Annotated in this window: 19 protein-coding genes and 5 tRNA genes; 23 read left to right on the top strand and 1 reads right to left on the bottom strand. The window is 41.6% G+C overall.

Going from position 1 to position 25,350, the window contains the following annotated elements; all coding sequences use genetic code 11:
* The first annotated feature begins 117 nt into the window (after positions 1 to 117).
* Positions 118 to 534, top strand: coding sequence for a hypothetical protein (locus H562_RS0103165; RefSeq protein WP_027376183.1), 417 nt, complete (start codon positions 118 to 120; stop codon positions 532 to 534).
* Positions 535 to 705: 171 nt separating this feature from the next.
* Here H562_RS0103165 and H562_RS0103170 read toward each other — a convergent pair whose 3' ends face one another.
* Positions 706 to 3,864 carry a UvrD-helicase domain-containing protein gene (locus H562_RS0103170; RefSeq protein ID WP_027376184.1) on the bottom strand — a complete coding sequence of 1,053 codons (3,159 nt, stop codon included), beginning with the start codon at positions 3,862 to 3,864 and terminating at the stop codon, positions 706 to 708.
* A gap of 90 nt (positions 3,865 to 3,954) precedes the next feature.
* Here H562_RS0103170 and rpsU point away from each other — a divergent pair, with 90 nt between their 5' ends.
* The 22 genes from rpsU to rpoB all read left to right on the top strand — a co-directional run bounded on the left by rpsU (position 3,955) and on the right by rpoB (position 25,314).
* Positions 3,955 to 4,152 (top strand): 30S ribosomal protein S21, encoded by a 198-nt coding sequence (rpsU, locus tag H562_RS0103175; RefSeq protein WP_027376185.1) that lies wholly within the window; start codon positions 3,955 to 3,957, stop codon positions 4,150 to 4,152.
* A gap of 80 nt (positions 4,153 to 4,232) precedes the next feature.
* Positions 4,233 to 5,123, top strand: coding sequence for a tyrosine-type recombinase/integrase (locus H562_RS0103180; protein ID WP_027376186.1), 891 nt, complete (start codon positions 4,233 to 4,235; stop codon positions 5,121 to 5,123).
* On the top strand, positions 5,120 to 5,410 hold the full coding sequence (locus H562_RS0103185) for an HPF/RaiA family ribosome-associated protein (RefSeq protein WP_027376187.1): 291 nt from the start codon (positions 5,120 to 5,122) through the stop codon (positions 5,408 to 5,410). The genes H562_RS0103180 and H562_RS0103185 overlap by 4 nt, the downstream gene beginning before the upstream one ends.
* A gap of 100 nt (positions 5,411 to 5,510) precedes the next feature.
* Positions 5,511 to 5,584: transfer RNA gene (locus H562_RS0103190), tRNA-Thr, on the top strand.
* 17 nt (positions 5,585 to 5,601) lie between these two features.
* Positions 5,602 to 5,684: transfer RNA gene (locus H562_RS0103195), tRNA-Tyr, on the top strand.
* A gap of 69 nt (positions 5,685 to 5,753) precedes the next feature.
* Positions 5,754 to 5,826 (top strand) — tRNA-Gly (locus H562_RS0103200).
* 50 nt (positions 5,827 to 5,876) lie between these two features.
* Positions 5,877 to 5,948: transfer RNA gene (locus H562_RS0103205), tRNA-Thr, on the top strand.
* Between the two features lie 73 nt (positions 5,949 to 6,021).
* The gene (locus H562_RS0103210) at positions 6,022 to 6,705 is read left to right on the top strand and encodes a response regulator transcription factor (RefSeq protein WP_027376188.1); all 684 of its coding nucleotides are present in this window, start codon (positions 6,022 to 6,024) and stop codon (positions 6,703 to 6,705) included.
* The gene (locus H562_RS0103215; protein ID WP_034690490.1) at positions 6,702 to 8,069 is read left to right on the top strand and encodes an ATP-binding protein; all 1,368 of its coding nucleotides are present in this window, start codon (positions 6,702 to 6,704) and stop codon (positions 8,067 to 8,069) included. The genes H562_RS0103210 and H562_RS0103215 overlap by 4 nt, the downstream gene beginning before the upstream one ends.
* 79 nt (positions 8,070 to 8,148) lie before the next feature.
* Positions 8,149 to 9,390, top strand: coding sequence for a TolC family protein (locus H562_RS0103220; RefSeq protein ID WP_027376190.1), 1,242 nt, complete (start codon positions 8,149 to 8,151; stop codon positions 9,388 to 9,390).
* 2 nt (positions 9,391 to 9,392) lie between these two features.
* A complete protein-coding gene (locus tag H562_RS0103225; RefSeq protein WP_027376191.1) occupies positions 9,393 to 10,478 on the top strand; it encodes an efflux RND transporter periplasmic adaptor subunit in 1,086 nt (361 codons plus the stop codon).
* 60 nt (positions 10,479 to 10,538) lie between these two features.
* Positions 10,539 to 13,637, top strand: coding sequence for an efflux RND transporter permease subunit (locus H562_RS0103230; protein WP_027376192.1), 3,099 nt, complete (start codon positions 10,539 to 10,541; stop codon positions 13,635 to 13,637).
* Between the two features lie 312 nt (positions 13,638 to 13,949).
* Positions 13,950 to 15,137: an elongation factor Tu gene (tuf, locus tag H562_RS0103240; RefSeq protein WP_027376193.1), complete on the top strand. Its 1,188-nt coding sequence runs from the start codon at positions 13,950 to 13,952 to the stop codon at positions 15,135 to 15,137.
* A gap of 54 nt (positions 15,138 to 15,191) precedes the next feature.
* Positions 15,192 to 15,262: transfer RNA gene (locus H562_RS0103245), tRNA-Trp, on the top strand.
* Positions 15,263 to 15,275: 13 nt separating this feature from the next.
* Positions 15,276 to 15,479, top strand: coding sequence for a preprotein translocase subunit SecE (gene secE / locus H562_RS0103250; RefSeq protein WP_027376194.1), 204 nt, complete (start codon positions 15,276 to 15,278; stop codon positions 15,477 to 15,479).
* A gap of 12 nt (positions 15,480 to 15,491) precedes the next feature.
* Positions 15,492 to 16,034, top strand: coding sequence for a transcription termination/antitermination protein NusG (gene nusG / locus H562_RS0103255; RefSeq protein WP_027376195.1), 543 nt, complete (start codon positions 15,492 to 15,494; stop codon positions 16,032 to 16,034).
* 218 nt (positions 16,035 to 16,252) lie between these two features.
* Entirely contained in the window at positions 16,253 to 18,535 is a 2,283-nt protein-coding gene (locus H562_RS0103260; protein WP_027376196.1) for a T9SS type A sorting domain-containing protein, read from the top strand.
* A gap of 210 nt (positions 18,536 to 18,745) precedes the next feature.
* The gene (rplK, locus tag H562_RS0103265) at positions 18,746 to 19,189 is read left to right on the top strand and encodes a 50S ribosomal protein L11 (protein ID WP_027376197.1); all 444 of its coding nucleotides are present in this window, start codon (positions 18,746 to 18,748) and stop codon (positions 19,187 to 19,189) included.
* Positions 19,190 to 19,200: 11 nt separating this feature from the next.
* Positions 19,201 to 19,893, top strand: coding sequence for a 50S ribosomal protein L1 (rplA, locus tag H562_RS0103270; RefSeq protein ID WP_027376198.1), 693 nt, complete (start codon positions 19,201 to 19,203; stop codon positions 19,891 to 19,893).
* A 13-nt stretch (positions 19,894 to 19,906) separates the two neighbouring features.
* Complete coding sequence (gene rplJ, locus H562_RS0103275; RefSeq protein WP_027376199.1) at positions 19,907 to 20,512, top strand: 50S ribosomal protein L10; 606 nt, start codon at positions 19,907 to 19,909, stop codon at positions 20,510 to 20,512.
* Positions 20,513 to 20,567: 55 nt separating this feature from the next.
* On the top strand, positions 20,568 to 20,936 hold the full coding sequence (rplL, locus tag H562_RS0103280) for a 50S ribosomal protein L7/L12 (RefSeq protein WP_027376200.1): 369 nt from the start codon (positions 20,568 to 20,570) through the stop codon (positions 20,934 to 20,936).
* 550 nt (positions 20,937 to 21,486) lie between these two features.
* On the top strand, positions 21,487 to 25,314 hold the full coding sequence (rpoB, locus tag H562_RS0103285) for a DNA-directed RNA polymerase subunit beta (protein WP_027376201.1): 3,828 nt from the start codon (positions 21,487 to 21,489) through the stop codon (positions 25,312 to 25,314).
* Positions 25,315 to 25,350 lie beyond the last annotated feature (36 nt).

A 25,350-nucleotide genomic window follows, 5' to 3' on the forward strand; every position in this document is an offset into this window, starting at 1 on the left:
CGTCTGCTGACAGGTGTTTTAGCAGTTTTAACAAAACTTTAGGATAGCAGTTCTTTAACTTCAGTTCAGGCATTACATCAAACCAACAGTTAACAATAAATTATAAAAAATAAGAAAATGAAAAAATTAATTTTAGGCGCGGCCTTCATTACAGGAACATTCGCTATGGCACAACAGACTCCAATGATGCAGAAAAAAGATCCGGCACAAATGGAGCAGATGCGTGAAAACAAATTGAAAATGATGCAGACCGAGTTGAACCTTTCTAATGCGCAGGTTGCGCAGATCAAGGCGCTGCAGGATAAAAAAATGGCAGAAAGAAAAGCAAATGCCCCGCAGATGCAGGCCCAGAGAAAAGCAAAGATGGAGGCAATGAAAGCTCAGAAAAACCAGTGGAATTCTGAGATGAAGCAAATCCTTACTCCTGAACAGTACCAGAAATGGGAAACGAAAAAACAGGAAAAAATGCAGGAGAGAAGCAAAAAAATGCAAAATCACAGAATGCAGAAAATGTCGGCAAAATCAAGTTCATAATTATATATTTTTTTAAGTGGAAGCGGGAAATTTTTCCCGCTTTTTTTATTTCCGAATAATCAGTTTTAAGTAAAAAAACTTCTGCAGGAGCTCTGGTGTCAACGATTTGATACTGTGGTAAGGTCCAAATTATATTACAAATTTTCCCACTTGGCTTTCTGGCAGAATTATTTACAGATAAATGATCGCTGTTTTCAAAACCTTTTTACCGAGTTTTTCGAGTACGTTTTGGTAAGCATCGAGCTGTATCTGATGTTTTTCTTTAATATCGCCGGTTTTAAAATCAAGAATAATAAAACCCTCGCCCGTGTCGATCATACGGTCCGGCCGGAAGATCCGTGATCCGCCATTCTCAGAAAGCATGATATCTTTTTCATTGATGACTTTTTGGCCTTCCGCAAAATACTTCGCATATTCGGGATTGCGTAGAATACTGTAGATGCGTTCGGCAATTTCTGTCTTTTCATCTTCAGTCACTGTACCTTCGAGTAGATAGGTTTCCAGCGTTTTTTCTACATCTTTTTCAGTGGTGATCTGTGCCAGAACCTCGTGTGCAAAAATTCCGATCCGCACTTTTTCTACCCTTTTCTGGTAACTTTTGGATGGGGTAGCAATTTTGATCGCCTCGGGATTGGAGGTTTCCGGTTTAAAGTAAATGGCTTTCGTGCTGAGGTCGCGGCTTTTTTTAGTGCCTTTCTTTTTTAAAATTTCAGGCGTCGTTTCATAAAGATCAAAGGAAGAAAGATCTTCCTGGTTTTCATCCTTCGGAACTTTTGGTTTTAGAAATTCGTAGATCTCCAGATTATTAGTCGACTTGTTTTCTTTTTCAATATAAAAGAAAAGCTGCTCCACTGCACGGGTTGTCGCCACATATTGCAGACAAAAACGGTCGATTTTATTCTGGTACACATTTGTACGGTTAAATTCCGCCATGTCGGCATCATAAGCTTCCAGTTTTTTATCGAAACCATTAATATTAACTGAGGTACAACCGTTTTCCGCGCCGATGTCGAGCCAGTTGCTGAACTTCGCGTCTTTGTGTGAGTTCTGCATAGGCAGCAGCACCACGGGGAATTCCAGCCCTTTGGCTTTGTGGATCGTCATGAGTTTTACTGCATCAAGATTATCTGAGGCCTGTATCGTTGCCTTATTTCCTTCTTCATCCCAGTATTTCAGAAAATCTTTCAGTGTGGAACTGCTGTTTTGGGAATAGGCAAAAACCATTTCGAGATAATTGAAAAGAAAATCGGTTTCCTTATCTTCTACCGAAAACTTTTGCAGGAAATGTTCTACTGTATTATAAAGGTTTAACTGTAGTAAACCGTCGGTTTTTAATCGCAGGCCATATTGAGCTTCTATAAAATCTTCCATTTCCGGTTTGGTGCGGCGCTCCAGCATCTGCAGCATTTCTGCTGTAAAATCTGTCACTTTAATTCTGCCCAGAACTTTCAGATAATAAAGCATTTTAACAGGAAACTGAAAATTTTTCGGGTTCTGTTCCCAGCGCAGATATTCCGTGAGCGCCTTTAAAGTAGCCGATAAATTCAGCGTTAAGCCCGATTCAGAGACCGTTTTTATATAATCTTCTTCACCGTTGTAGTTTACCTTAAGTTTGCCAAGCAGTTGCGAAAGGCTGAAAATATCAAAATTGCCGCGGCACAGAATGGTGATGTCCGAAAGGCTGAAACCATTGTTTAAACATTGCTGGATATCCGCCTTCATTTTGACCGCAACTTCTTCGTAGAAAACAGATTTTGTGCTGTTCTCAAATAAGTTCACGCGCACTCTTCCTTCAATATCAGACTGAGCGATTTGCTGCGAGCCGTTGCCAAAGAGTTCACAATGTTCATCTTCTGTAAACGTGGATGAATACAGGTAAAGTTCATTATTAAAATCGACGATGTTTTTCGCGCTCCGCCAGTTGCTGCCCAGGTTTTCAAGTTCGGCGTAGGTAAGTGTTTTTTCTTTTTTATTAATGATGTCGAGCATGAGTTGCGCATCACCACCCCGAAAGCGGTAAATACTTTGTTTCGGATCGCCCACAAGCGTAAAACTCATTTCCTTCGATGAGATCGCATGATCCCGGAGCGGCAGCATATTTTGCCACTGCAGGAAAGAAGTGTCCTGAAACTCATCGAAAAAATAATGGTCGAATTTTGTGCCCACTTTTTCGTAAATGAAAGATGACGGCTCCCCGCGAAGGTTTTCGTGAATCAGGACATTGAATTTCGACAGCAGCACCAGATCATTTTCAGCTTCGATCACCGCGAGTTTATCCTGAATGTCTTTATTTACTTTCAGCGGTAAAATGGCGCGCAGGATTTTTTCTTTTTTTTGGGAAAGAATAAATTTTTCGATGATTTTCCGGCGGCTGTCAATCAGATAATCAAGGATTTCCATAATCTCCTGTTGCCTGTTTTTTCCTGAAGTTGAAGCGCCTCCCAGAAACAGTTGTATTGCCGAATCTTCATTTGTCGGAAACAGGAAGTCCTTTCGCTCGGACCGCAAATATTTGCCGGCTTCATAAAAGAATTTGGCAATGCTGTTGGTATTTCCACCTTTGAAATCGCTGATGCTCAGGTTTTTCTCCTCAAGTAGTGCCAGCGTATCTGCAACGGTTTGCTGCATTTCTTCTTTAAGGTCTTTTAGCTCGCTCCGTAGTTTTGATTTGGCCGATTCGTAAGATTCCCAGTCAAAATCCTTATTCTGATTCAGGCGGAAATAATGTTTGTCCTGAACATATTCTTTCGCGGATTTGTACAGCGTTTGGTTCAGATTTACGCGCTCATTATTATCCAGGCTGTAATTCACAAAATCCATAAAAGCTTCTGAAACATCATTCTGCTCGCCAATTTCTTCCAGCATTTTATCTACAGCTTCCAGCAGAAAAGGTTCCGGATTAATCTCGAGATTAAAGTTCTGCGCCAGACCGAGTTCATAGGAGAAACTCCGCACAAGGCGGGAATTAAATTTGTCGATAGTGCCGATATTTAAAGTGGAGTAGTTGTGCAGTACATAATCCAGGATTTTTTTGGAGCGGCGGTGGAGCTCTGCTAAGGTCAAAGGAATTCCCTGATCTGCAAGTTTTTCCTGAATTTTAATGAGATCCTGATTATTTGCGTACTCCTGCGCCGAAAAATTCTTCAGCCACTCGATGATGCGGTGCTTCATTTCATTGGCTGCTTTATTGGTAAAGGTAAGCGCGAGAATATTTCTTATGATCGTGGGTTGCGAAGGGTGGCGCAGACAAATTGCCAGGAGGTTCTGTACTAAAGCATAGGTTTTGCCCGAACCCGCTGAGGCGTTGATGACTGCATAATTTTTTTGCATGAGAAAAGATTATAGACTTTAAAAATACTAAAAATATTTGTGGATCCGAAAAAAAATCTTACTTTTGCAAACCAAAATGAGATGTAAATTATGTTAATAATCCCAGTAAAAGATGGTGAATCCATCGACAGAGCTTTAAAAAAATACAAGAGAAAGTTTGACAAGACCGGAACTATCCGTGCACTTAGAAGCCGTCAACAGTTCAACAAACCTTCTGTAGTAAACAGACAGGCTAAATTGAAAGCAGCTCACAAACAGAGAAATCTGAGCAAGGACGAGCAGGCTTAAATCTAAATTTTCTTCGCGAAATACATAAATCACTTTTCAAATAAGTATATTTGAAGAGTGATTTTTTTGTTTACGGTATGATGATTGAACGGTTCCTGGAATATATTACGGTTGAGAAACGCTACTCACCGCACACTGCAGCAAGCTACAAAAAGGATCTGTCGGATTTCGCAGCTTTTTTGGTAAGAACCGAATCACACCGGGATTTCGAAAAGGTAGACAAAAAGGTCATTCGGAATTTCATGGCCGATCTCAGTCAAAAAATGCTTTCGAAAAGATCGATCAACCGCAAACTTTCGTCGCTCCGCAGTTTCTATCTTTTTCTGCTGAAGGTTGGTGTGATCGCAGTTTCGCCTCTTGAAAACATTCAGTCACTAAAGTTCTACGCCGAGAAGCAGATTCCGTTTTCTGAGGAGGAAATGGAAAACGAACGGTTAAAGGATTTTCAGCAGAAAAAACGCAGTTTCCTGAAAGAACTCATCATTGAAACCCTTTATCAAACGGGAATGCGGCGCGCAGAACTCGTGAATCTGCTGCTGGCAGATGTGGATTTCAGCAAAAAAGAAATAAAGGTCATTGGGAAAGGAAAAAAGGAAAGGGTAATTCCTGTTTCGGAAAAACTCGCTGAAAAACTGCAGGAATTTCTGCCGGAAAGGAAGCCGCTGAAAGAGAGCGAAATGTATTTTTTCATCAACGCGAAGGGCAAGAAACTAAATGATAAATTTGTGTATTCAACCGTAAATTCCTACCTTAGTCTTGTATCTTCGAAGAAGAAAAAGAGTCCCCATATTTTAAGACACAGTTTTGCCACACACGTCTTAGAGCATGGGGCTGAGATTTCTAAGGTGAAGATGATTATGGGTCACTCGTCACTTGCATCTACGCAGGTATACACGACCGCCAATATTGAACAATTAAAAAAAGTGTTTAACAGTGCTCATCCGCGAGCAAAAAAAAATGTAGATTTATGAAGATTTCAGTACAGTCAATGGGATTGACACCACATGCACCATTAGAAGAACATATCGAAAAAAAACTGAACAAGCTTGAGGTTTATTACGATAAGATCGTGGAATGCAAAGTTTACCTGAAAGTGGAAAACAAATCCGATAAAGAAAACAAAACGGTAGAAGTACTTTTGGCCGTTCCGGGCGATGATATCGTGGTGAAGAAGACCACGGCGAGTTTTGAGGAGAGTTTAGACCAATGTGCCGAAGTTGCTAAAAAGTTGCTAATCAAGAAGAAAGAATTGGCGTAAAAAAAATTGTGAATTTTTTTTCAAAATAATTTGTAAGATTCAAAAAAACTCACTTATATTTGCACTCGCAAAAAGAGATAAGAAGTTCTTTAAAATCTTTGCCTCCGTAGCTCAGCTGGCTAGAGCAGCTGATTTGTAATCAGCAGGTCGTGGGTTCGAGTCCCTCTGGAGGCTCTTTTTTATAAAATTGGGGGGAGATTCCAGAGTGGCCAAATGGATCAGACTGTAACTCTGCTGTCTTACGACTTCGTAGGTTCGAATCCTACTCTCCCCACATTTTATAAAACGCATTGCAGTTTTTAGAATTGTGATCCGTTTACCAACAATTTTTGGCAACAAAAATGCGGAAGTAGCTCAGTTGGTAGAGCGTCAGCCTTCCAAGCTGAATGTCGCGAGTTCGACCCTCGTCTTCCGCTCACAGAAATCACAACCAACACAGCGGCTTGTGATTTTTTTTTAGTTTTTCGCCGACTTAGCTCAGGGGTAGAGCGTTTCCTTGGTAAGGAAGAGGTCGTGAGTTCAAATCTCATAGTTGGCTCTGCAAAAATCTCTCATGTAAGTGGGAGATTTTTTTTTGCCTATATTTCAGCGACTTTTCAAAATCGATCTTTATGAAAATTCTTTTGTTAGAAGATGACCTCATTCTCTCGGCCGAACTTACCCGTTTTCTGTCCGAAAGCGGTTTCGAAGTGAAAACAACCTTCAACGGTGAGCAGTTCCTTACCGAGTTGAAGCCTAATTTATATGACTTATATCTTCTCGATATTAATGTGCCTAAAATAAACGGTTTGGAGGTCTGCGAAAAAATCCGCGCCATAGAGGTACATACACCGATCATTATGATCTCGGCTTTCGGTGATTTATCAGATAAGAAAGAAGCGTTCAGCAGACTCGCTGACGATTATCTCGTGAAACCATTTCAGTTCGAAGAACTGCTGATGCGCATTAACTCCCTTGTTCGGCGCTACCGCCCAGCAGATAAAGCTGCAGACGATGAATTCTCGGTGGAAGATCTGCGCATCAACAAGACCGAACAGAAAGTATACCGCGGCACACAGGAAATTGCGCTCACACCGAAGGAATTTCAGCTGCTGGTATTTTTAGCCGAAGCGCAGGGCCGCACCGTTTCGAAACAGCAAATTACAGAACACGTTTGGGAGCACAATTTTAACACGAACACCAATACTGTGGAAGTCTACATTAATTTTTTAAGAAAAAAAATCGATAAGGATTTTCCTCTTAAACTAATTCATACCCGCTCCGGATATGGTTATTTCCTGAGTCCCGCGCCGTGAGATCGCTGAAACAAAAGATCGCCCTGAACCTGAGTGTCGCCTTTACGCTGCTCTTTGGAGTGGTGCTGGCTGTCATTTATCTTTCTTTTAATTCTTTCCGGCGCGAGGAATTTAAAGAGCGTTTTGAAAGACGCCTGGATTTTACCACGAGTTTTATTTCGCAGTCCGGGGAGTTCAACGCGAAAAATCCCCTGGTCTTCAGCGAAACCGCCGATAATATCATGCTGAACGAAAACATCGTAATTTTCGATGCCGACAAACACCTGCTCTATGGTACGCTCGAGGATCATGGAACAGGATGGGACAAAAACCTGCTCGACCGTCTGGACCGGGAGAAAACGATCTATACGGAACATACTAACCCCGAAACTTACGCAGCCCTGCGCACCATCCAGGGAAAAAACTATTATATCATTACCACGGCGAGGGATACTTCCGGGGAAAGTAAACTCGCTTACTTAAAATATCTGCTTATTTTTTCTTATTTAATGAGCATTATTCTGATCTGGTTCTTCAGCTATTACATCATCGGAAAGTTTTTGAAACCTTTAGAAAAACTCAAGAAAGAAATTTCGGAAGTTACCGCGCACAAACTTACCACCCAGATCCCCGTGAAGGCAACGAATGATGAGATCGGCGTGTTGGCGCAGTCCTTCAACACGATGATCGTGCGCTTAAACGATGTTTTTCAGAGTCAAAAGGATTTTACCGCCAGCGCGTCGCATGAGATCCGGACACCTTTGACGAGAATGGCTTTTCAACTTGAAAATCTGAAAAAATCGGAACGGCACTCGCCAGAAACTTTGGCTGTGTTATCTCAGATCTCTACGGAGATTTATCAGTTGTCGGACCTTACCAATTCACTTTTGGTCCTAACGAAATTTGATAAAGAAAATATTAAAAGGATTTATGAAGAAGTAAGGATCGATGAGGTAATTTTCGATGCGTACGGTAAGGTGGAGAAAAACTTCCCCGCGCTGAAGCTGGATTTTCAAATTTCGGAATCGAGTTCCGAAGATGCGCAGCTTACGATACAGGGCGTTAAATCCCTGCTCGAAATTGTTTTTACGAATCTTTTTAAAAACGCTGCCCTTTATGCCGAAAACGATGAGGTAAAAGTTCTTCTGGAAGAATCTCTGACCGGACTTACAGTGAAAGTGGTGAGTTATGGCGCGACGATCTCGGCGGAGGAACAGAACCGTCTCTTCGAACCCTTTATGCGGGGCAGCAATTCGCAGAAGACTTCCGGATCAGGACTGGGACTTAAAATTGTGAAACGAATTCTGGAATATCACCGCGCGACGATTACTTATGAAAGTGCTTCTGTGAAACGAAATATCTTTATACTGAAATTTCCACTTTAGCTTTTTAAGCATTATTTAATTTTTCCTTAAGTTTATTTTAAGGTTATCTGGCCATTTTTGCAGCACTTAAATGGTGAGCATGAACAGAATAATCCTAATTACACTTTTTATTTCTTCAGCAGTTTTTTCGCAGCAGAAAATTACACTTCAGGAAGCGGAACAGGCTTTCATAACAAACAATTTGGAACTTTTAGCGCAGCAGTATAATATTTCTGCAGCCGAGGCAGAGATTGTGCAGGCAAAAATCTGGGAACTCCCGCAAGCTTCTTTCGAAGCGAACGCCTTTAATCCTGAACAAAAGACCTTTCTGAATGTGGGACCGAGTAAAAGTCTGGCCGTACAGCAGCTTTTTCTTCTGGGAGGTAAAAGAAAAAATGAAGTGGATTTCGCACGATCAAATAAGGAACTGGCGCAGCTTCAGTTTAATCAATTACTGGTGGCACTCAAAGCCCAACTGCGGCAAACCTTTTACTCCATTTATTTTGATCAGAAAAAAATTGAAAACATCGATGAGCAGCTGGGTTTTCTGACCGATCTCGTAAAAGCCTATAAAGTGCAGACCGCCCAAGGAAACATCGCGCTGAAAGATGAAGTGAGATTACAGGCCATGGTTCTGGATCTTACCAATGAAAAAACCCAGATCAAAAACAGCATTTCTTCGCAGCTGCAGGACTTCCACACTTTGACCGGAATCAGCGAGGGTATTGTTCCTGAAATGTCTCCTGAAGAAGTACAGTCGCTGATCCAAAATCAACCGCTTCCTTCTTTAAATGAAATAAAGAAGATGGCCCTGGAACATAATGCAGACTATCTGTTCACATTAAAGACCATTGAAAACAGCAAAGCCTATTACAAATGGCAAAAATCCTTAAATACGCCTGATATCACCGGTGGCCTGCAATGGAACCAAAACAGCGGTATTTATAAAAACGAAGTCAACTTCACGGTAGGAATTCCCATTGCCTTATGGAAACAGAATCAGGGAAATGTACAGAAAGCCCAAATCTTGGTCGACCAAAGTCAGCAAAACACAGCAGTTCTAAAACAGGACCTCGAGAATAAAATAACGGCAGCATACCAAAACTGGCAAAATAATTATGAGCAGTATTTCAGTATTCAACAATCTGACCTCAATAACCTGAACGCTGTGTACAAAGGAATGCAGGATAATTTCCGGAAAGGCAATGTCACTCTGATCGACTTTACAGATTTTACCAACAGTTACAAGGAAACCGTTCTGCGAATCGACGAAATTAAAAAGCAGGTCGTCATTTCTGCTGAACAGTTGAACCAACTGGTACAAACTCCTATTTTCAATTAATCATGAAGAAAAATCTAATCATTTTACTCGCATTATTTACATTGATCACCTGTAAAAAAGAGGAACCCCAAAAAGAGACTGAAGCCGCGAAAAGTTTTGTCATCAGCGACCTGATGATGAAATCGACCACCGTGGTTGAGGTTCAGGAAGAGTACATCAAGGATGAAACTTCATTTTTCGGGAAAATAGCCGCAGACAAAAATCAATACATTGATATTTTTCCGCTCGTCGGGGGAAATGTGGTGAGTGTAAATGTGGAACTCGGCGATTTTGTGCGGAAAGGTCAGGTCCTGGCGACCATCAGAAGTACAGAAGTGGCGGGCTATCAAAAAGATCTCAGTGTTGCGAAAACCGATCTCGTCATTGCGCAGAAGAATTTGCGTGTTGCTCAGGACATGTATGCGGGAAAACTCAGTACAGAAAGGGAAGTTCTGGAAGCTAAAAGTCAGGTTCAGAAAGCCCAGGACGAACTCCGCCGCTCCCAATCTGTAAATCAGGTGTATAATATGGGGAAAGGCAATATTTATTCGGTGACGTCTCCTATCAGCGGTTATATCGTAGAAAAAAACATTAATAAAGATATGCAGCTCCGCAGTGACCGCAGTGATAATATCTTCGATGTCGCAAATACGGGAAACGTCTGGGCGCTTTTAAATATCAACCAAAGCGATATTCATAAAATCGCCCTGGGAATGAAAGCGGAGGTTTCTACGTTGACCGCGCCGGAAAAAATTTTCCACGGAAAAATCGATAAAATCTTTAAGATCATTGATCCTGAAACCAATTCCATGCAGGCGAGAGTTGTCCTGACCAATGCAAACGGCGAGCTCATTCCGGAAAGCAAAGCAACGATCAAAGTGTTTACTACTGAAGATAAAACCGCTTTTGCCGTGCCCTCCGGTGCGCTGATCTTTGATGACAACAGGTATTACGTCATTCTTTTTAAAAGCCGCAGCGATGTAAAAGTGCAGGAAGTAAAAGTACTGAAACAGACCGGCACTACCTCTTATATCTCCGACGGATTACAGGCCGGCGATAAAGTGGTAACCAACAATCAACTCCTGATTTACCGTTCGCTGAACGAATAGAAGCGCACTTCACTTTCAGTTCAACTTTTTCTGCAACCGTTTTTCGAAAATAAAACTTTCATGAACAGATTTATAAAAAATATTATAGCGTTTTCACTTAAAAACCGGGCTTTCACTTTTATTTGGGTGGCGCTTCTGGCAATTTCGGGCTACATCAGTTTCCGGAATATGCCGATCGAAGCCTTTCCGGATGTAACCAATACGCAGATGGTGATCATCACGCAGTGGAACGGCCGAAGTGCAGAAGAAGTGGAGCGTTTTGTGACCACGCCGGTGGAACTTTCGATGAGTTCGGTGCAGAAAAAAACCAGTATCAGAAGTACGACCATGTTTGGGCTTTCTATTATTAAAATTATTTTTGATGATGGTGTTGATGACTCCTTTGCCCGAATCCAGGTGAACAATCAACTCCGGACCGTACATTTTCCCGAAGGCGCCGAACCGGAAGTCCAGCCACCGTACGGTCCAACAGGAGAAATTTACCGCTATATTCTGCAGAGCAATAAAAAAGATTCCCGCGAACTGCTGACACTCCAAAACTGGGTGGTCGACCGTGCTTTCCGCGGAATTCCCGGCGTCGCCGATGTGAATGTTTTCGGCGGTCAGGAAAAGATCTTCGAACTCTGTATCGATCCGCGAAAACTGCAGCAATATAACCTCACCACCTCGCAGGTTTACAATGCCGTAAATGAGGGGAACCTGAATGTGGGCGGAGACGTGATCGAGAAAAACGGACAGTCATATGTGGTCCGCGGCATCGGTTTGTTAAAATCAATTCAGGATATTGAGAATGTCACCATTAAAAATGATCATGGCAATCCCATCTTAATTAAAAGTGTCGCGACGGTGAATGAAAGTTCGCTGCCGAGAGTAGGGCAGGCCGGCTACAATGACCAAACCGACGTGGTAGCAGGGATCATCGTCATGCGCAAAGGCGAAAATCCTGTGGAGGTTTTGAAACTCGTCAAAGATAAAATCGAAGAACTCAACACCAAGATCTTACCCAAAGACACAAAGGTAGTCACGGTTTATAACCGGGAAACGCTCATGGATTTTACGACCAGAACGATCATGCACAATCTCATCGAGGGGATCATATTCGTGACGGTGATCGTGTTTATTTTCATGGCGGACTGGCGCACAACGCTTATTGTATCGATCGTTATTCCGCTTTCCCTTTTATTTGCTTTTCTGTGTTTAAGGATGGCCGGTATGAGTGCGAATTTACTGTCACTCGGGGCGGTGGATTTTGGGATTATTATTGATGGCGCCGTCGTGATGGTCGAGGGTATTTTTGTCATGCTGGATCATAAAGCCAAGAAATACGGCATGGAACGCTTTAACAAAATGGCAAAAGGCGGCTGGATAAAAACGACCGGCACAGGTCTGGGTAAAGCCATTTTCTTTTCAAAAGTGATCATCATTACTTCGCTTCTGCCCATTTTCTCTTTTCAGAAAGTGGAAGGTAAAATGTTCTCGCCGCTGGCGTTTACTCTGGGATTTGCGCTGTTGGGTGCGCTGCTTTTTACACTCACATTGGTTCCGCTGCTGTCGCACATGCTGCTGAATAAAAATGTGCGGGAAAAACACAATGTCTTCGCCGCTTTTTGGGAACGCATCGTTTCCAAAGGTTTGGCATTTACCTTTAAAAATAAAAAAATAAGTCTTGCGGTAGCCTTAGCCTTTCTTGGACTGACGCTTTTTTCTGCAAGATTTTTAGGAACAGAATTTCTGCCGCCGCTGAATGAAGGTGCACTTTGGGTAACTGCAGAAATGCCGATGAGCATCAGTCTCAAGGAATCCTTAAAGAAAACAGAGCAGCTTAAGAAAACGCTCCGGAGTTTTCCCGAAGTCACCGATGTTTTGTCGCAAACAGGTCGCAGCAACGATGGTACCGATCCCAACGGTTTTGGTTTTGTGCAGTTTTCGGTGAATCTTCAACCAAAAGAAAAATGGAAGAGAAAAATCACCATGGACGGGCTGATCGAAGAGATGGACGAAAAACTGAAGCAATGTCAGGGAATAACCTATAACTACTCCCAGCCGATCTCCGATAATGTTGCCGAAGCTGTGGCCGGCTTCAAAGCTGAAAACGGCGTGAAGATCTATGGTGAGAATCTGAATACCCTCGATAAGTACGCGAAACAGGTGTATGATATTTTGAAAGATGTAGACGGTGTGAAGGAACCCGGCATCATCAGAAATATCGGGCAGCCCGAACTGAGCGTTGTGCTCGACCGGAATAAAATGGCACAGTATGCGGTTTCGCTTGCGGATGCGCAGTCAGTGCTGGAAACTGCTTTTGGCGGAAAAACAGCTTCGGAACTTTTTGATGGCGAAAGGAAATTCGATATCAGGATCCGTTATGCGCAGGAATATCGCAAAGATGAAAAAGATCTTGAGCTTTTGATGGTTCCCACGCAGGAAGGCACGCTGATTCCGCTGAAGGAGATCGCAGACATTAACCAGGAAGAAGGCGCCGCTTTTATTTATAGAGACAACATCCAGCGATATATCGGTGTTAAATTCTCGATCCGGGACCGCGATCTCGGAAGTACCATAGCCGATGCGCAGAAACAGATCGACCAGATCAAACTGCCACCCGGTTATTCCATCGGCTGGACGGGGCAGTTCGAAAATCAGGAACGGGCTACAAAAAGACTGGCGCAGGTAGTGCCGATCAGTCTGGTGATGATCTTTTTACTGCTGTTTGTTCTATTTGGGAATTTAAAGGATTCACTTTTGGTTTTGGCCAACGTACCATTTGCGCTGATCGGCGGGATCATCGCACTGCATCTTACCGGTATGAATTTCGGGATTTCTGCGGGTGTAGGTTTTATTGCGCTTTTTGGGATCTGTATTCAGAACGGCGTTATCCTTTTATCGGAATTTCATCAGAATATAAAAGCCGGAATGGAAGTCGCCGCCGGAATTCTGGAAGGTGTAAAAGTGCGGACGCGTCCCGTAATCATGACCGCTATGATGGCGTCGGTAGGACTTCTTCCGGCAGCACTTTCCACAGGAATTGGGTCAGAATCGCAAAAACCGCTCGCAATCGTAATTATTGGCGGTCTGGTGACCGCAACCGTTTTAACCCTTTTGATCTTCCCGATCATTTTCTGGGTCTTTAATAAAACCTACAAAACGGATCATATCTAGCTGAGTAATTAATTTAAAATTTTCGCATTTTGAAAAAATTGCAGGCAACCCGGAAATCATTATGGCAAACCTGGCAAAAGTAACTGCCGTTTAAAACAGTTTATATAAAGGGAAAAATGAATGATTTAAATTTTGCCAAAGGTTTTTCAAAATAAATATTTTTTCCGTAAATTTGCAGTCCAATAATTTTACGGGTGCGCACGTGATTTTGAATGTTGAAATTTTTTGTAAAAAAATGATTTTCAATATTCAAAAAATTACTATATTTGCACACCGAAAAATTAAATAATTAATTAATAAATAATTTATATCATGGCAAAGGAAACGTTTAATCGTAACAAACCACACTTGAACATTGGTACCATCGGTCACGTAGACCATGGTAAAACTACGCTTACTGCAGCGATCAGTAAGGTATTATCTGACAAAGGATTCGGAACAGCAAGAGATTTCTCTTCTATCGACTCTGCACCAGAAGAAAAAGAAAGAGGTATTACCATCAATACTTCACACATCGAATACGAAACAGCAAACAGACACTACGCTCACGTTGACTGTCCAGGTCACGCCGACTATGTAAAAAACATGGTAACAGGTGCTGCACAGATGGATGGAGCAATCTTAGTAGTTGCATCTACTGACGGACCTATGCCACAGACAAGAGAGCACATCCTTCTTTGTCGTCAGGTAAACGTACCAAGAATCGTTGTTTTCATGAACAAAGTTGACATGGTTGACGATGCTGAGCTTTTAGAATTAGTAGAACTTGAAGTTAGAGACCTTCTTTCTTCTTACGAATATGATGGTGACAACTCACCGGTAATCCAGGGATCTGCTTTAGGTGGTCTTAACGGAGATGCGAAATGGGTTGAAAAAATCGAAGAATTAATGGATGCCGTTGATACTTGGATCGAACTTCCTGTTAGAGATCAGGATAAACCATTCCTTATGCCAATTGAAGATGTATTCTCAATTACTGGTCGTGGTACTGTTGCAACCGGTAGAATCGAGGCTGGTGTGATCAACACTGGTGATCCTGTAGATATCGTAGGTATGGGTGATGAGAAAATCACTTCTACAATTACAGGTGTTGAGATGTTCAGAAAGATCCTTGATAGAGGTGAAGCTGGTGATAACGTAGGTCTATTGTTGAGAGGTATCGAAAAAACCGACATCAAGAGAGGTATGGTAATCGCTAAGAAAGATTCAGTAAAACCACACAAATCTTTCAAAGCTGAGGTTTATATCCTTTCCAAAGAAGAAGGTGGCCGTCACACTCCATTCCACAACAAATACCGTCCACAGTTCTACGTAAGAACTACAGACGTTACAGGTGAGATCTTCTTACCGGAAGGTGTAGAAATGGTAATGCCAGGAGACAACTTAACAATCACTGTAGAATTGTTGCAGCCAATCGCTCTTAACGTAGGTCTTAGATTTGCGATCAGAGAAGGTGGTAGAACAGTTGGTGCAGGTCAGGTAACTGAAATCTTAGATTAATTTCTAATTAAATAATAAAGTTCCGTAGGGAAACTACGGAACTTTTTTTAATCTACGGGCATCGTCCAATGGTAGGATACCGGTCTCCAAAACCGTTGATCAGGGTTCGAGTCCTTGTGCCCGTGCAAAAAAATGATAATGAGCTTAGTTGATTTTTTAAAAGGTTCTTACACAGAATTCAAAGATAAGGTAGAATGGCCGAAATGGCCGGAGCTTCAGTCTTCAACAATTGTGGTGACTATCGGAACTGTAATTTTAGCCCTCTTCACGTTTGGCGTGGATTCTCTTTTCAGTAAATCAATTGCCAATTTCTTATCTGTTTTTATTAACCTGTTCAATTAAAAGTATTATCCAATGAGTGACTTGAAGTGGTATGTACTGAAATCCATCAGCGGGCAGGAAAATAAGGTGAAAACCTATATTGAGAATGAAATGAAGCACCACGGTTTCGAAGATTTCGTTACCCAGGTGGTCATCCCGATGGAGAAAGTGATCCAGATGAGAAACGGGAAAAAGGTGCCGAAAGAAAAACCTTATTATCCCGGTTACTTGATGGTAGAAGCTAATCTGGTAGGTGAGATCCCGCACATCATTAAAAATATTCCCGGCGTAATTTCATTTTTAAGTTTAACCAAAGGCGGAGATCCCGTACCGATGCGTAAAGTAGAGGTGAACAGAATGCTTGGCAGAATGGATGAACTTTCCGAATTCGCTGTGGAAACTGCAATACCTTTCGTCGTTGGTGAGAACGTAAAAGTGATCGATGGTCCTTTCAACGGATTCAACGGAACGGTAGAAAAACTGCATGAAGACAAAAAGAAGATCGAAGTTTCTGTAATGATTTTCGGAAGAAAAACACCCATGGAACTCAGCTACATGCAGGTGGAAAAAGTATAACACAAAATTTTATATTTTATTAAAAGAATCAATTTTATTGGTTCTTTTTTTTGTTTAATGAAAAGGAAACAGCAACAAATTACCAGGTAAAAAATGTGTTCCAAGTCCCGAAAAACCTGGGAAGCAGATAATTAAGCGTTTTAACAGCCGTTTATTTTCGCCGGAATTTAAATACTCAAGTCATTTATTTTGTAGCTTCGTCTTTAAAACCAAATAAGATGAAATCAAAATTTACACTTCTGATCTTAGTTTTGTGTGTCTGTTCCGTTTTTGGCCAGAGCAAAAACTATGATCTCCTTGCGAAATCTTCTGAAACAAAAATCCTTTATGACAGAGTTTACCCCGTTTCGGATGCCACGAATCTGAAAAATGAGGGGGTTTCCGCGACGAAATTTCTTCAGATTTATCATGAAATGCAGCGTGCCGATTTTCTGGACCGCCTGCCAAAAGTTGACTTTATTCAGAAAAAAGCCAATCTTGGATTTAGTAAAGATTATATTCCGCTCTCGCTGCTTACGGCTGACTTTGAAAATATAAATTCAGATGCTTTGAAACTGAATAAAGTCGCTCTCAACAGTGATGACCAGTTTGAAGTAAAAGATGCATCCGGCGCTGTCTTCGATAAGCATCAGATCAATATTCTTGCGCCCATCCTTGGAAAGGCCACAAATAATGAAGTGAAGTTTCTGCTGGAAAATGACCTGGTATTCAACACGACCGACCGGCATATTTCAGCGGTAGAAATTAAATCCGAAAACGGCTGGCAAAAAATTAATGTCGGTGTGCCTTTTGTGCTAAAGTTTTCATCAAACGGTGTCAAGACAATTCCATATAAACTATATTTTACTGATGGCCGGGTTTTGGATCAATCCTTCAGTCTTAACGTTAAATATCAGAAAAGGGCCGCTGAAAACCATAACGATTCTGCGTTCCGGCCTAATGTGGTGACGACCATTTCCTCCACGATTCCTTATCAGGGTTATGGTGAAAATGCTTCGTTCACCGGAAAAGGCGAGTATGAGGTTTTTTTGGACAGTGTAGATGGCGTTCTGGATAAACCGATCATTTTAGTTGATGGTTTTGATCCCGGCGACACCAGAAATACTACCGATATTTACAACCTCCTCAATTACGGAACCAATCAAAATCTTGGCGACGTGCTTCGTGCGCAGGGTTATGATATCATTGTCCTTAATTTCCCAAAATATACCAGACCTGATGGCATAACTATTATCGATGGCGGCGTAGACTACATACAGAGGAACGCCATGATCCTCGCAGAACTGTTAAATGTAATCAATGCGCAAAAAGCAGGAGCAGCCAAAAATGTGGTGATAGGTCCAAGCATGGGTGGGCTTATTACGAGATACGCGCTGCGATATATGGAGCTGAATGGCATGTCGCATGACGCACGGCTTTATCTTTCCTTTGATGCACCGCATCTGGGTGCCAATGTACCTGTCGGTTTTCAGCATCTTTTCAATTATATGGGTTTCGGTCCCTTGGGTGACCTTACCATGCAGGAAATTGTAAACGGCATGCTGAAGAGTCCGGCTGCTAAGGAAATGCTTCTCGATCATTTTGAGGCGCATTTGCAAAACGGAAGTGCAACTGAGTTTGATACTTCGCTTCTCCTGCCGGTTGGTGCGCCCGGTTTTCGCGCAGCGTTCCAGAATGAATTAAATACAATGGGTTTCCCACAAAACACAAGAAATGTAGCGATCGCCAATGGGGCCGGAAACGGAACCACGACCGGAACTCCCGGAATGACGGTGCTGGATCACACCTTTAACACCTCGGGCACACAAAGGGCGATTATTAAACTTAATTTTACGCCTGCTAAGAATCAGACTTTAGAAGTGAGTCATTTCAAAGGACAGCAGTGGATCCTCTTCTGGATCACCTTTTATGAGAGTATGGCCAGTTCTAAATCTCCGGCCACATCCGACGGGCTGGATTCGGCGCCAGGCGGCAGGTTCGATATTGCGAAATTCGCTGCTTTTGCCGAAGGAAATGCTTTGCTGACCGAGTTTCTGAATAACCTGAATATTTTAAATTTCGATTTTATTCCAACACTGAGTTCACTTGCCGTTTCGAATACCGCTGATTACTATGCACCGGTCACCACTTCTTCGGTGACTCCATTTGCGGCATATTCAGTTCCGTCCGTTAATGAAGATCATGTGACACTCGATGCCCAGAATGTACAGTTTGCACTGAATGAGATTTTAAACACGACGACTTTAGCTACGAATGAAAATTCCCTGAATCAAATTACGATCGAGAATCCTGTCCGGAATCTTCTGAAGATAAAGTCACCCTCCAGTTTTCAGAATGCAGCTATTATGGTGACCGACGTGACCGGCAGAACTGTTTTTCGAAAAACGCAGGATATTTCAGGTTTAACGGAAATCCCTGTATCATTGCGACCGGGAATTTATATGGTTACAATTTCCGGCACGAAGGGAAAAACTGTAAAGAAAGTGACAGTTAATAACTGAAAAATTTAAACCATAAATTAACCGCTTTTCACCAGGCGGTTATTTGTTTTAGTATAAAATTCTTATTAAAAATCAACATCTTACCTTGCAGGATTAAAAAATATTCTTAATTTTGCAATCCGAAATGTAGAGTAGTTAGGTGAGACAACTCTCTGCAAATTTATAAATGCTTCCACATTCATAAATTTCTTAATTTTTTAAAAAACAAAAATGGCTAAAAAAGTCTTTAAAATGGTTAAGCTCCAGGTAAAAGGAGGAGCAGCAAACCCTTCTCCACCAGTTGGTCCAGCATTGGGTTCGGCAGGTGTGAATATTATGGAGTTTTGTAAGCAATTTAACGGAAGAACTCAAGATAAACCGGGACAGGTTTTACCTGTAGTGATTACGGTATACGAAGACAAATCTTTTGAATTCGTTATCAAAACGCCACCGGCTGCAATCCAGTTACTGGAAGCATCTAAGCAGAAAAAAGGTTCAGGTGAACCAAACCGCTTAAAAGTGGGTTCTGTATCTTGGGATCAGGTTAAAAAAATTGCCGAAGATAAAATGACAGACTTAAACTGCTTTACAATTGATGGTGCACTCACCATGGTAGCAGGAACTGCAAGATCTATGGGCTTAAGAGTAACAGGAACTAAACCAACTAACGCTTAAAACTTATAGAAATGGCAAAACTGACAAAAAAGCAAAAAGAAGCTTTAAGCAAAATAGAAAAAAATAAAATTTACAACCTTACCGAAGCTTCTGCTTTAGTGAAAGAAGTGAATTTTGCAAAATTCGATGCATCTATTGATATCGCTGTGCGGTTAGGTGTAGATCCAAGAAAAGCAAACCAAATGGTAAGAGGTGTTGTATCTCTGCCACACGGTACCGGTAAAGACGTAAAAGTTCTTGCCCTTGTAACTCCGGATAAAGAAGCAGAAGCTAAAGAAGCTGGTGCTGATTACGTAGGTCTTGACGAATACTTGCAAAAAATTAAAGACGGTTGGACAGATGTTGATGTGATCGTTACCATGCCTGCAGTTATGGGTAAATTAGGTCCATTGGGTAGAATATTAGGACCAAGAGGTTTAATGCCAAACCCAAAATCAGGAACTGTAACTATGGATATCGGTAAAGCCGTATCTGAAGTAAAATCGGGTAAGATCGATTTCAAAGTAGACAAATACGGTATCATCCACGCTGGAATCGGTAAAGTATCTTTCGAAGCTGAGAAAATCAGAGAAAATGCTGCTGAACTGATTCAGACATTGGTTAAATTGAAACCTACTGCAGCTAAAGGAACTTATGTAAAGAGCATTTACTTGTCTTCTACCATGAGCCCGGGTATTGCAATTGATACTAAATCTGTAAACTAAAATCTGAAGAACAATGACAAAAGAAGATAAAGTATTAGTAATACAAGATATTAAAGATATGTTGCAGGACGCGAAAGTGGTCTATGTAGCAAATCTGGAAGGAATGAATGCTGCTGCGACTTCAGATTTCAGAAGACAGGCATTTAAGCAGAACATTACAATGAAAGTTGTAAAGAATACTTTGCTGCAAAAAGCAATGGAACAGATGGAAGGAGTAGATTACTCAGAAATGTTCCAGAGTTTCAAAGGAAATTCTGCACTGATGATCTCTGAAACAGCGAATGCTCCGGCAAAGTTGATCCAGGGTTTCAGAAAGAAAGCAGAAATCCCTGCTTTGAAATCAGCTTATTTACAGGAAACTTTCTATGTAGGTGATGAGAATCTTGAGACACTTGTAAACATCAAGTCAAGAGAAGAAATGATTGGTGAAATCATCACATTGCTTCAGTCGCCGCTTAGAAATGTACTTTCTGCCCTTCAGAACAAACCGGAAACCAACGACGCTCAAGCGGAAGAAACAGCTCCGGCCGCTGAAGAAGCAAAAACAGAAGAAGCTCCGGCTGCGGAAGCTGCTCCTGAGGCAAATGCCGAAACCAATGATGCACCAAGTGCAGAGTAATCAGACTCAAAAAAAAATCAAAATAAATCGTTCAACAAATTAAAACATTAGTAAAATGTCAGATTTAAAAAACTTAGCGGAAACGCTTGTAAACCTTACTGTAAAAGACGTAAATGAATTAGCTGCAATCCTTAAGGATGAGTACGGAATCGAACCAGCTGCTGTAGCTGTTGCTGCCGGAGGTGGTGCAGGTGCTGACGCTGCTGAAGAAAAAACAGAATTCGACGTAATTCTTAAAGCTGCAGGTGCTTCTAAATTAGCAGTTGTGAAATTGGTTAAAGACTTAACCGGTGCAGGACTTAAAGAAGCTAAAGATATGGTAGATTCAGCTCCGACTGCAATCAAAGAAGGTATCTCTAAAGACGAAGCTGAAGCGTTGAAAAAACAACTTGAAGAAGCTGGTGCTGAAGTAGAATTGAAATAATTCATTTCCGATACACTTTATATCAATTCCGTCCCGATGAGAATCAGGGCGGAATTTTTTTTGAAATTTTGTTCGGAATAAATATTTGTCTACCTGTAAAAGTTACGACTTCGGCCATATACAAACCATGTTGCGCAGGATATTTTATTTTCGACCAACCGCTTGCATTTCAGTTTGAAATGTTGTATATTTGCACTCCTTTTGGCGCATCAAATTACATACAACTAAACGAAACACCATTATAAACTCTTTTCATCTGTGAATGAAGAGAATTTTCTGTGTTTTCCGGTCTCGTGCTTTTTGCCGCCAAAAGAAAAAAATATTTTGCACTACTCCGTGAAAAGATATACCGGCGTTGCAGTTAGGTTTTAGATAAAAGACTGATAGATAACTGATCAGGGACTTTTAAAAAGAATTAATCAGATAACTGCGCCAAAGTTTTCACCATCTGTTCTTTTTGTCTCATTTTCTCTCATCTACAGATCTCTACTCTGAACCTGATATTTTTTAAACAAAATATTTTTTAACCCCTTCATTCTTTAAAATTTTTATGAGTAAATCTAAAGCAGTCGCTAAAACTCAGGGAAACGAAAGAATCAATTTCTCTACAGCCAAAGGGAAAATTGAAACGCCTGACTTTTTGGACATTCAGATCCAATCTTTCAAAGATTTTTTCCAGTTGGATACCCTTCCGGAGCAGAGACTCAACGAATCCCTGTACAAAACCTTTGAAGAAAATTTCCCTATCACAGATTCCAGAAACCAGTTCGTACTGGAATTCCTGGATTATCTGGTAGATTCCCCTCGTTACTCCATCGATGAGTGTGTGGAAAGAGGACTGACCTATTCAGTTCCCCTGAAAGCCCGACTAAAACTGTACTGTACTGACCCGGAACACGAAGATTTCCAGACTGTTGTACAGGATGTGTATTTAGGTCCGGTTCCTTATATGACTCCGTCCGGTTCATTTATTATTAATGGTGCTGAGCGTGTGATCGTAACTCAGTTACACAGATCTCCAGGTGTATTTTTCGGTCAGACTTATCACGCCAACGGAACAAAACTGTATTATTCCAGAATTATTCCTTTCAAAGGATCCTGGATGGAATTTACGACAGACATCAACAACGTTATGTTTGCGTATATCGACAGAAAGAAAAAATTACCTTTAACAACATTGTTAAGAGCTATCGGTTACGAATCCGATAAAGATATCCTTCAGATTTTCGACCTTGCGGAGGAAGTGAAAGTTTCCAAAGCTGCCCTGAAAAAAGTAGAAGGAAGAACCTTAGCTGCGAGAGTTCTGAACACCTGGTTCGAGGATTTCGTAGATGAAGATACAGGTGAAGTGGTTTCTATTGAAAGAAATGAGATCATCCTTGACCGTGAAACGATTCTGGAAAAAGAACATTTAGATCTTATTCTGGACGCCGGCGTGAAATCAATTTTGATCCACAAAGAAAATTCAAACGAGTTCTCTATCATTCAGAATACTTTACAGAAAGATCCGACCAACTCCGAAAAAGAAGCGGTAGAATATATTTACCGTCAGTTGCGTAATGCAGATCCGCCAGATGAGGAAACAGCAAGAGGTATCATCGAAAAACTCTTTTTCTCAGAACAGCGTTACTCTTTAGGAGAAGTTGGCCGATACAGATTAAATAAAAAATTAGGCTTAAATATTCCTGAAAAAACTGAAGTTTTAACTAAAGAAGACATCATTTCGATCGTGAGACACTTGATCGAGTTGGTAAATTCTAAAGCGGAAGTTGATGACATCGATCACCTGTCCAACAGAAGGATTAAAACAGTAGGTGAGCAGCTATCCGGCCAGTTCGGTGTAGGTCTTTCCAGAATTGCAAGAACGATTCGTGAGAGAATGAACGTTAGAGATAACGAGATCTTCACGCCGATTGACCTTGTAAATGCAAAGACTTTAACCTCAGTAATTAACTCGTTCTTTGGTACGAACCAGCTTTCTCAGTTCATGGACCAGACCAATCCGCTTTCAGAAATCACGCACAAGCGTAGACTTTCTGCCCTGGGGCCTGGCGGTTTATCAAGAGAAAGAGCCGGTTTCGAGGTTCGTGACGTTCACCATACACACTACGGTAGAATTTGTCCGATCGAAACTCCTGAGGGACCAAACATTGGTTTGATTTCATCTTTAGGGATTTATGCGAAGATCAACAGTTTAGGATTTATTGAAACGCCTTACAGAAAAGTAACCAACGGTAAAGTAGATCTTAAAACGACAGCCGTTTTCCTTAATGCTGAAGACGAAGAAGATAAGGTAATTGCACAGGCCAACGTGGAAATGAACGAAGACGGAACGATCTCTACAGAAAGAGTAATCGCCCGTTTAGATGGTGATTATCCGGTAGTTGAGCCACAGCAGGTTGATTTGATCGACGTGGCACCAAACCAGATCTCCGGTATTTCTGCATCTTTGATTCCATTCCTGGAACATGATGATGCGAACCGTGCGCTGATGGGATCCAACATGATGCGTCAGGCAGTTCCGTTATTGAAACCCGAAGCTCCGATCGTAGGTACAGGTCTTGAAAAACAGGTTGCTACCGACTCCAGGATTCTGATCAATGCAGAAGGTAATGGTGTGGTGGAATATGTAGATGCTGACCGCATTACCATTAAATATGAAAGAAGTGAAGATGATGATCTGGTATCATTTGATTCATCAACCAAAACTTATAAACTTACCAAGTTCCGTAAAACGAATCAGAGTACGACCATTACCTTGAGACCAAACGTAAGAGTAGGTCAGAAAGTGCAGAAAGGTCAGGTTCTTTGTGATGGTTACGCAACTGAGAACGGCGAACTTGCTTTGGGTAGAAACCTTGTCGTAGCCTTCATGCCTTGGAAAGGGTATAACTTTGAGGATGCGATCGTTATCAATGAAAAAGTAGTTCGTGAGGACTGGTTTACTTCAATTCACGTTGATGAATACTCGCTTGAGGTTCGTGATACCAAACTGGGTATGGAAGAACTGACTGCAGATATTCCAAACGTTTCTGAAGAAGCAACAAAAGATCTCGATGAAAACGGCATGATCAGAATTGGTGCCGAGGTAAAACCTGGCGACATTATGATCGGTAAGATCACTCCAAAAGGGGAATCTGATCCAACACCTGAAGAGAAATTATTGAGAGCAATCTTCGGTGATAAAGCCGGTGATGTGAAAGATGCTTCATTGAAAGCGGATTCTTCATTAAGAGGAGTTGTCATCAACAAGAAATTGTTCTCAAGAAACATCAAAGACAAAAAGAAAAGAAGCGAGGAAAAACTCAAACTCGAGGAGATTGAAAATACCTACAAATCGAAATTCGATGAGTTGCGTAATATCCTTCTCGAAAAATTGGGAACGCTGGTAAACGGTAAAACTTCTCAGGGTGTAAACAACGACCTTAATGAAGAAATCATCGGAAAAGGTGTGAAGTTTACAACCAAACTTCTTCAAAGTGTTGAGGATTATGTAAATGTAAGCGGTGCAGACTGGACTGTTGATGCAGACAGAAATGAACTCGTGAAGCAGCTGATTCACAACTATAAAATTAAGTTCAACGACATTCAGGGAATTAAGAACCGTGAGAAATTCGCAATTTCAATTGGTGATGAATTACCTGCAGGGATCATTAAACTTGCTAAAGTATACGTCGCTAAAAAACGTAAACTGAATGTGGGTGATAAAATGGCGGGTCGCCACGGTAACAAAGGAATTGTATCCAGAATCGTTCGCGAGGAGGATATGCCTTTCCTTGAAGACGGAACGCCGGTTGACATCGTTCTGAACCCGCTGGGTGTACCTTCGCGTATGAACATCGGGCAGATTTACGAAACTGTACTTGGCTGGGCCGGTAAAAAATTAGGATTAAAATTTGCCACGCCGATCTTCGACGGAGCCAACATCGATCAGATCACCGAGTATACCAACCAGGCCGGATTGCCGGAATTCGGAAGCACTTATCTGTATGATGGTGGTACCGGCGAGAGATTCTCGCAACCAGCAACAGTTGGTATCATTTACATGTTGAAATTAGGTCACATGGTTGATGATAAAATGCACGCAAGATCGATCGGACCATACTCACTGATTACGCAGCAGCCTCTTGGTGGTAAAGCGCAGTTCGGTGGACAGAGATTTGGTGAGATGGAGGTTTGGGCACTCGAAGCTTTCGGTGCATCAAATATCCTTAGAGAGATCCTTACCGTGAAGTCCGATGACGTGATTGGTAGAGCAAAAACTTACGAAGCAATTGCCAAAGGAGAAGCAATGCCTGAACCGGGTATTCCTGAATCCTTCAATGTATTGCTCCATGAGTTACAGGGATTAGGTCTGGACGTAAGACTTGAGGAATAGACTTGAGATATTAAGGCGTGAGATGTGAGATTTAAA

It is taken from the genome of Kaistella palustris DSM 21579 (genome assembly GCF_000422265.1).
Lineage (GTDB): Bacteria > Bacteroidota > Bacteroidia > Flavobacteriales > Weeksellaceae > Kaistella > Kaistella palustris.

Coding starts and splice junctions, on each gene's coding strand:
- H562_RS0103165 (WP_027376183.1), top strand. CDS start 118: ATGAAAAAATTAATTTTAGGCGCGGCCTTCATTACAGGAACATTCGCT.
- H562_RS0103170 (WP_027376184.1), bottom strand. CDS start 3,864: ATGCAAAAAAATTATGCAGTCATCAACGCCTCAGCGGGTTCGGGCAAA.
- rpsU (WP_027376185.1), top strand. CDS start 3,955: ATGTTAATAATCCCAGTAAAAGATGGTGAATCCATCGACAGAGCTTTA.
- H562_RS0103180 (WP_027376186.1), top strand. CDS start 4,233: ATGATTGAACGGTTCCTGGAATATATTACGGTTGAGAAACGCTACTCA.
- H562_RS0103185 (WP_027376187.1), top strand. CDS start 5,120: ATGAAGATTTCAGTACAGTCAATGGGATTGACACCACATGCACCATTA.
- H562_RS0103210 (WP_027376188.1), top strand. CDS start 6,022: ATGAAAATTCTTTTGTTAGAAGATGACCTCATTCTCTCGGCCGAACTT.
- H562_RS0103220 (WP_027376190.1), top strand. CDS start 8,149: ATGAACAGAATAATCCTAATTACACTTTTTATTTCTTCAGCAGTTTTT.
- H562_RS0103225 (WP_027376191.1), top strand. CDS start 9,393: ATGAAGAAAAATCTAATCATTTTACTCGCATTATTTACATTGATCACC.
- H562_RS0103230 (WP_027376192.1), top strand. CDS start 10,539: ATGAACAGATTTATAAAAAATATTATAGCGTTTTCACTTAAAAACCGG.
- tuf (WP_027376193.1), top strand. CDS start 13,950: ATGGCAAAGGAAACGTTTAATCGTAACAAACCACACTTGAACATTGGT.
- secE (WP_027376194.1), top strand. CDS start 15,276: ATGAGCTTAGTTGATTTTTTAAAAGGTTCTTACACAGAATTCAAAGAT.
- nusG (WP_027376195.1), top strand. CDS start 15,492: ATGAGTGACTTGAAGTGGTATGTACTGAAATCCATCAGCGGGCAGGAA.
- H562_RS0103260 (WP_027376196.1), top strand. CDS start 16,253: ATGAAATCAAAATTTACACTTCTGATCTTAGTTTTGTGTGTCTGTTCC.
- rplK (WP_027376197.1), top strand. CDS start 18,746: ATGGCTAAAAAAGTCTTTAAAATGGTTAAGCTCCAGGTAAAAGGAGGA.
- rplA (WP_027376198.1), top strand. CDS start 19,201: ATGGCAAAACTGACAAAAAAGCAAAAAGAAGCTTTAAGCAAAATAGAA.
- rplJ (WP_027376199.1), top strand. CDS start 19,907: ATGACAAAAGAAGATAAAGTATTAGTAATACAAGATATTAAAGATATG.
- rplL (WP_027376200.1), top strand. CDS start 20,568: ATGTCAGATTTAAAAAACTTAGCGGAAACGCTTGTAAACCTTACTGTA.
- rpoB (WP_027376201.1), top strand. CDS start 21,487: ATGAGTAAATCTAAAGCAGTCGCTAAAACTCAGGGAAACGAAAGAATC.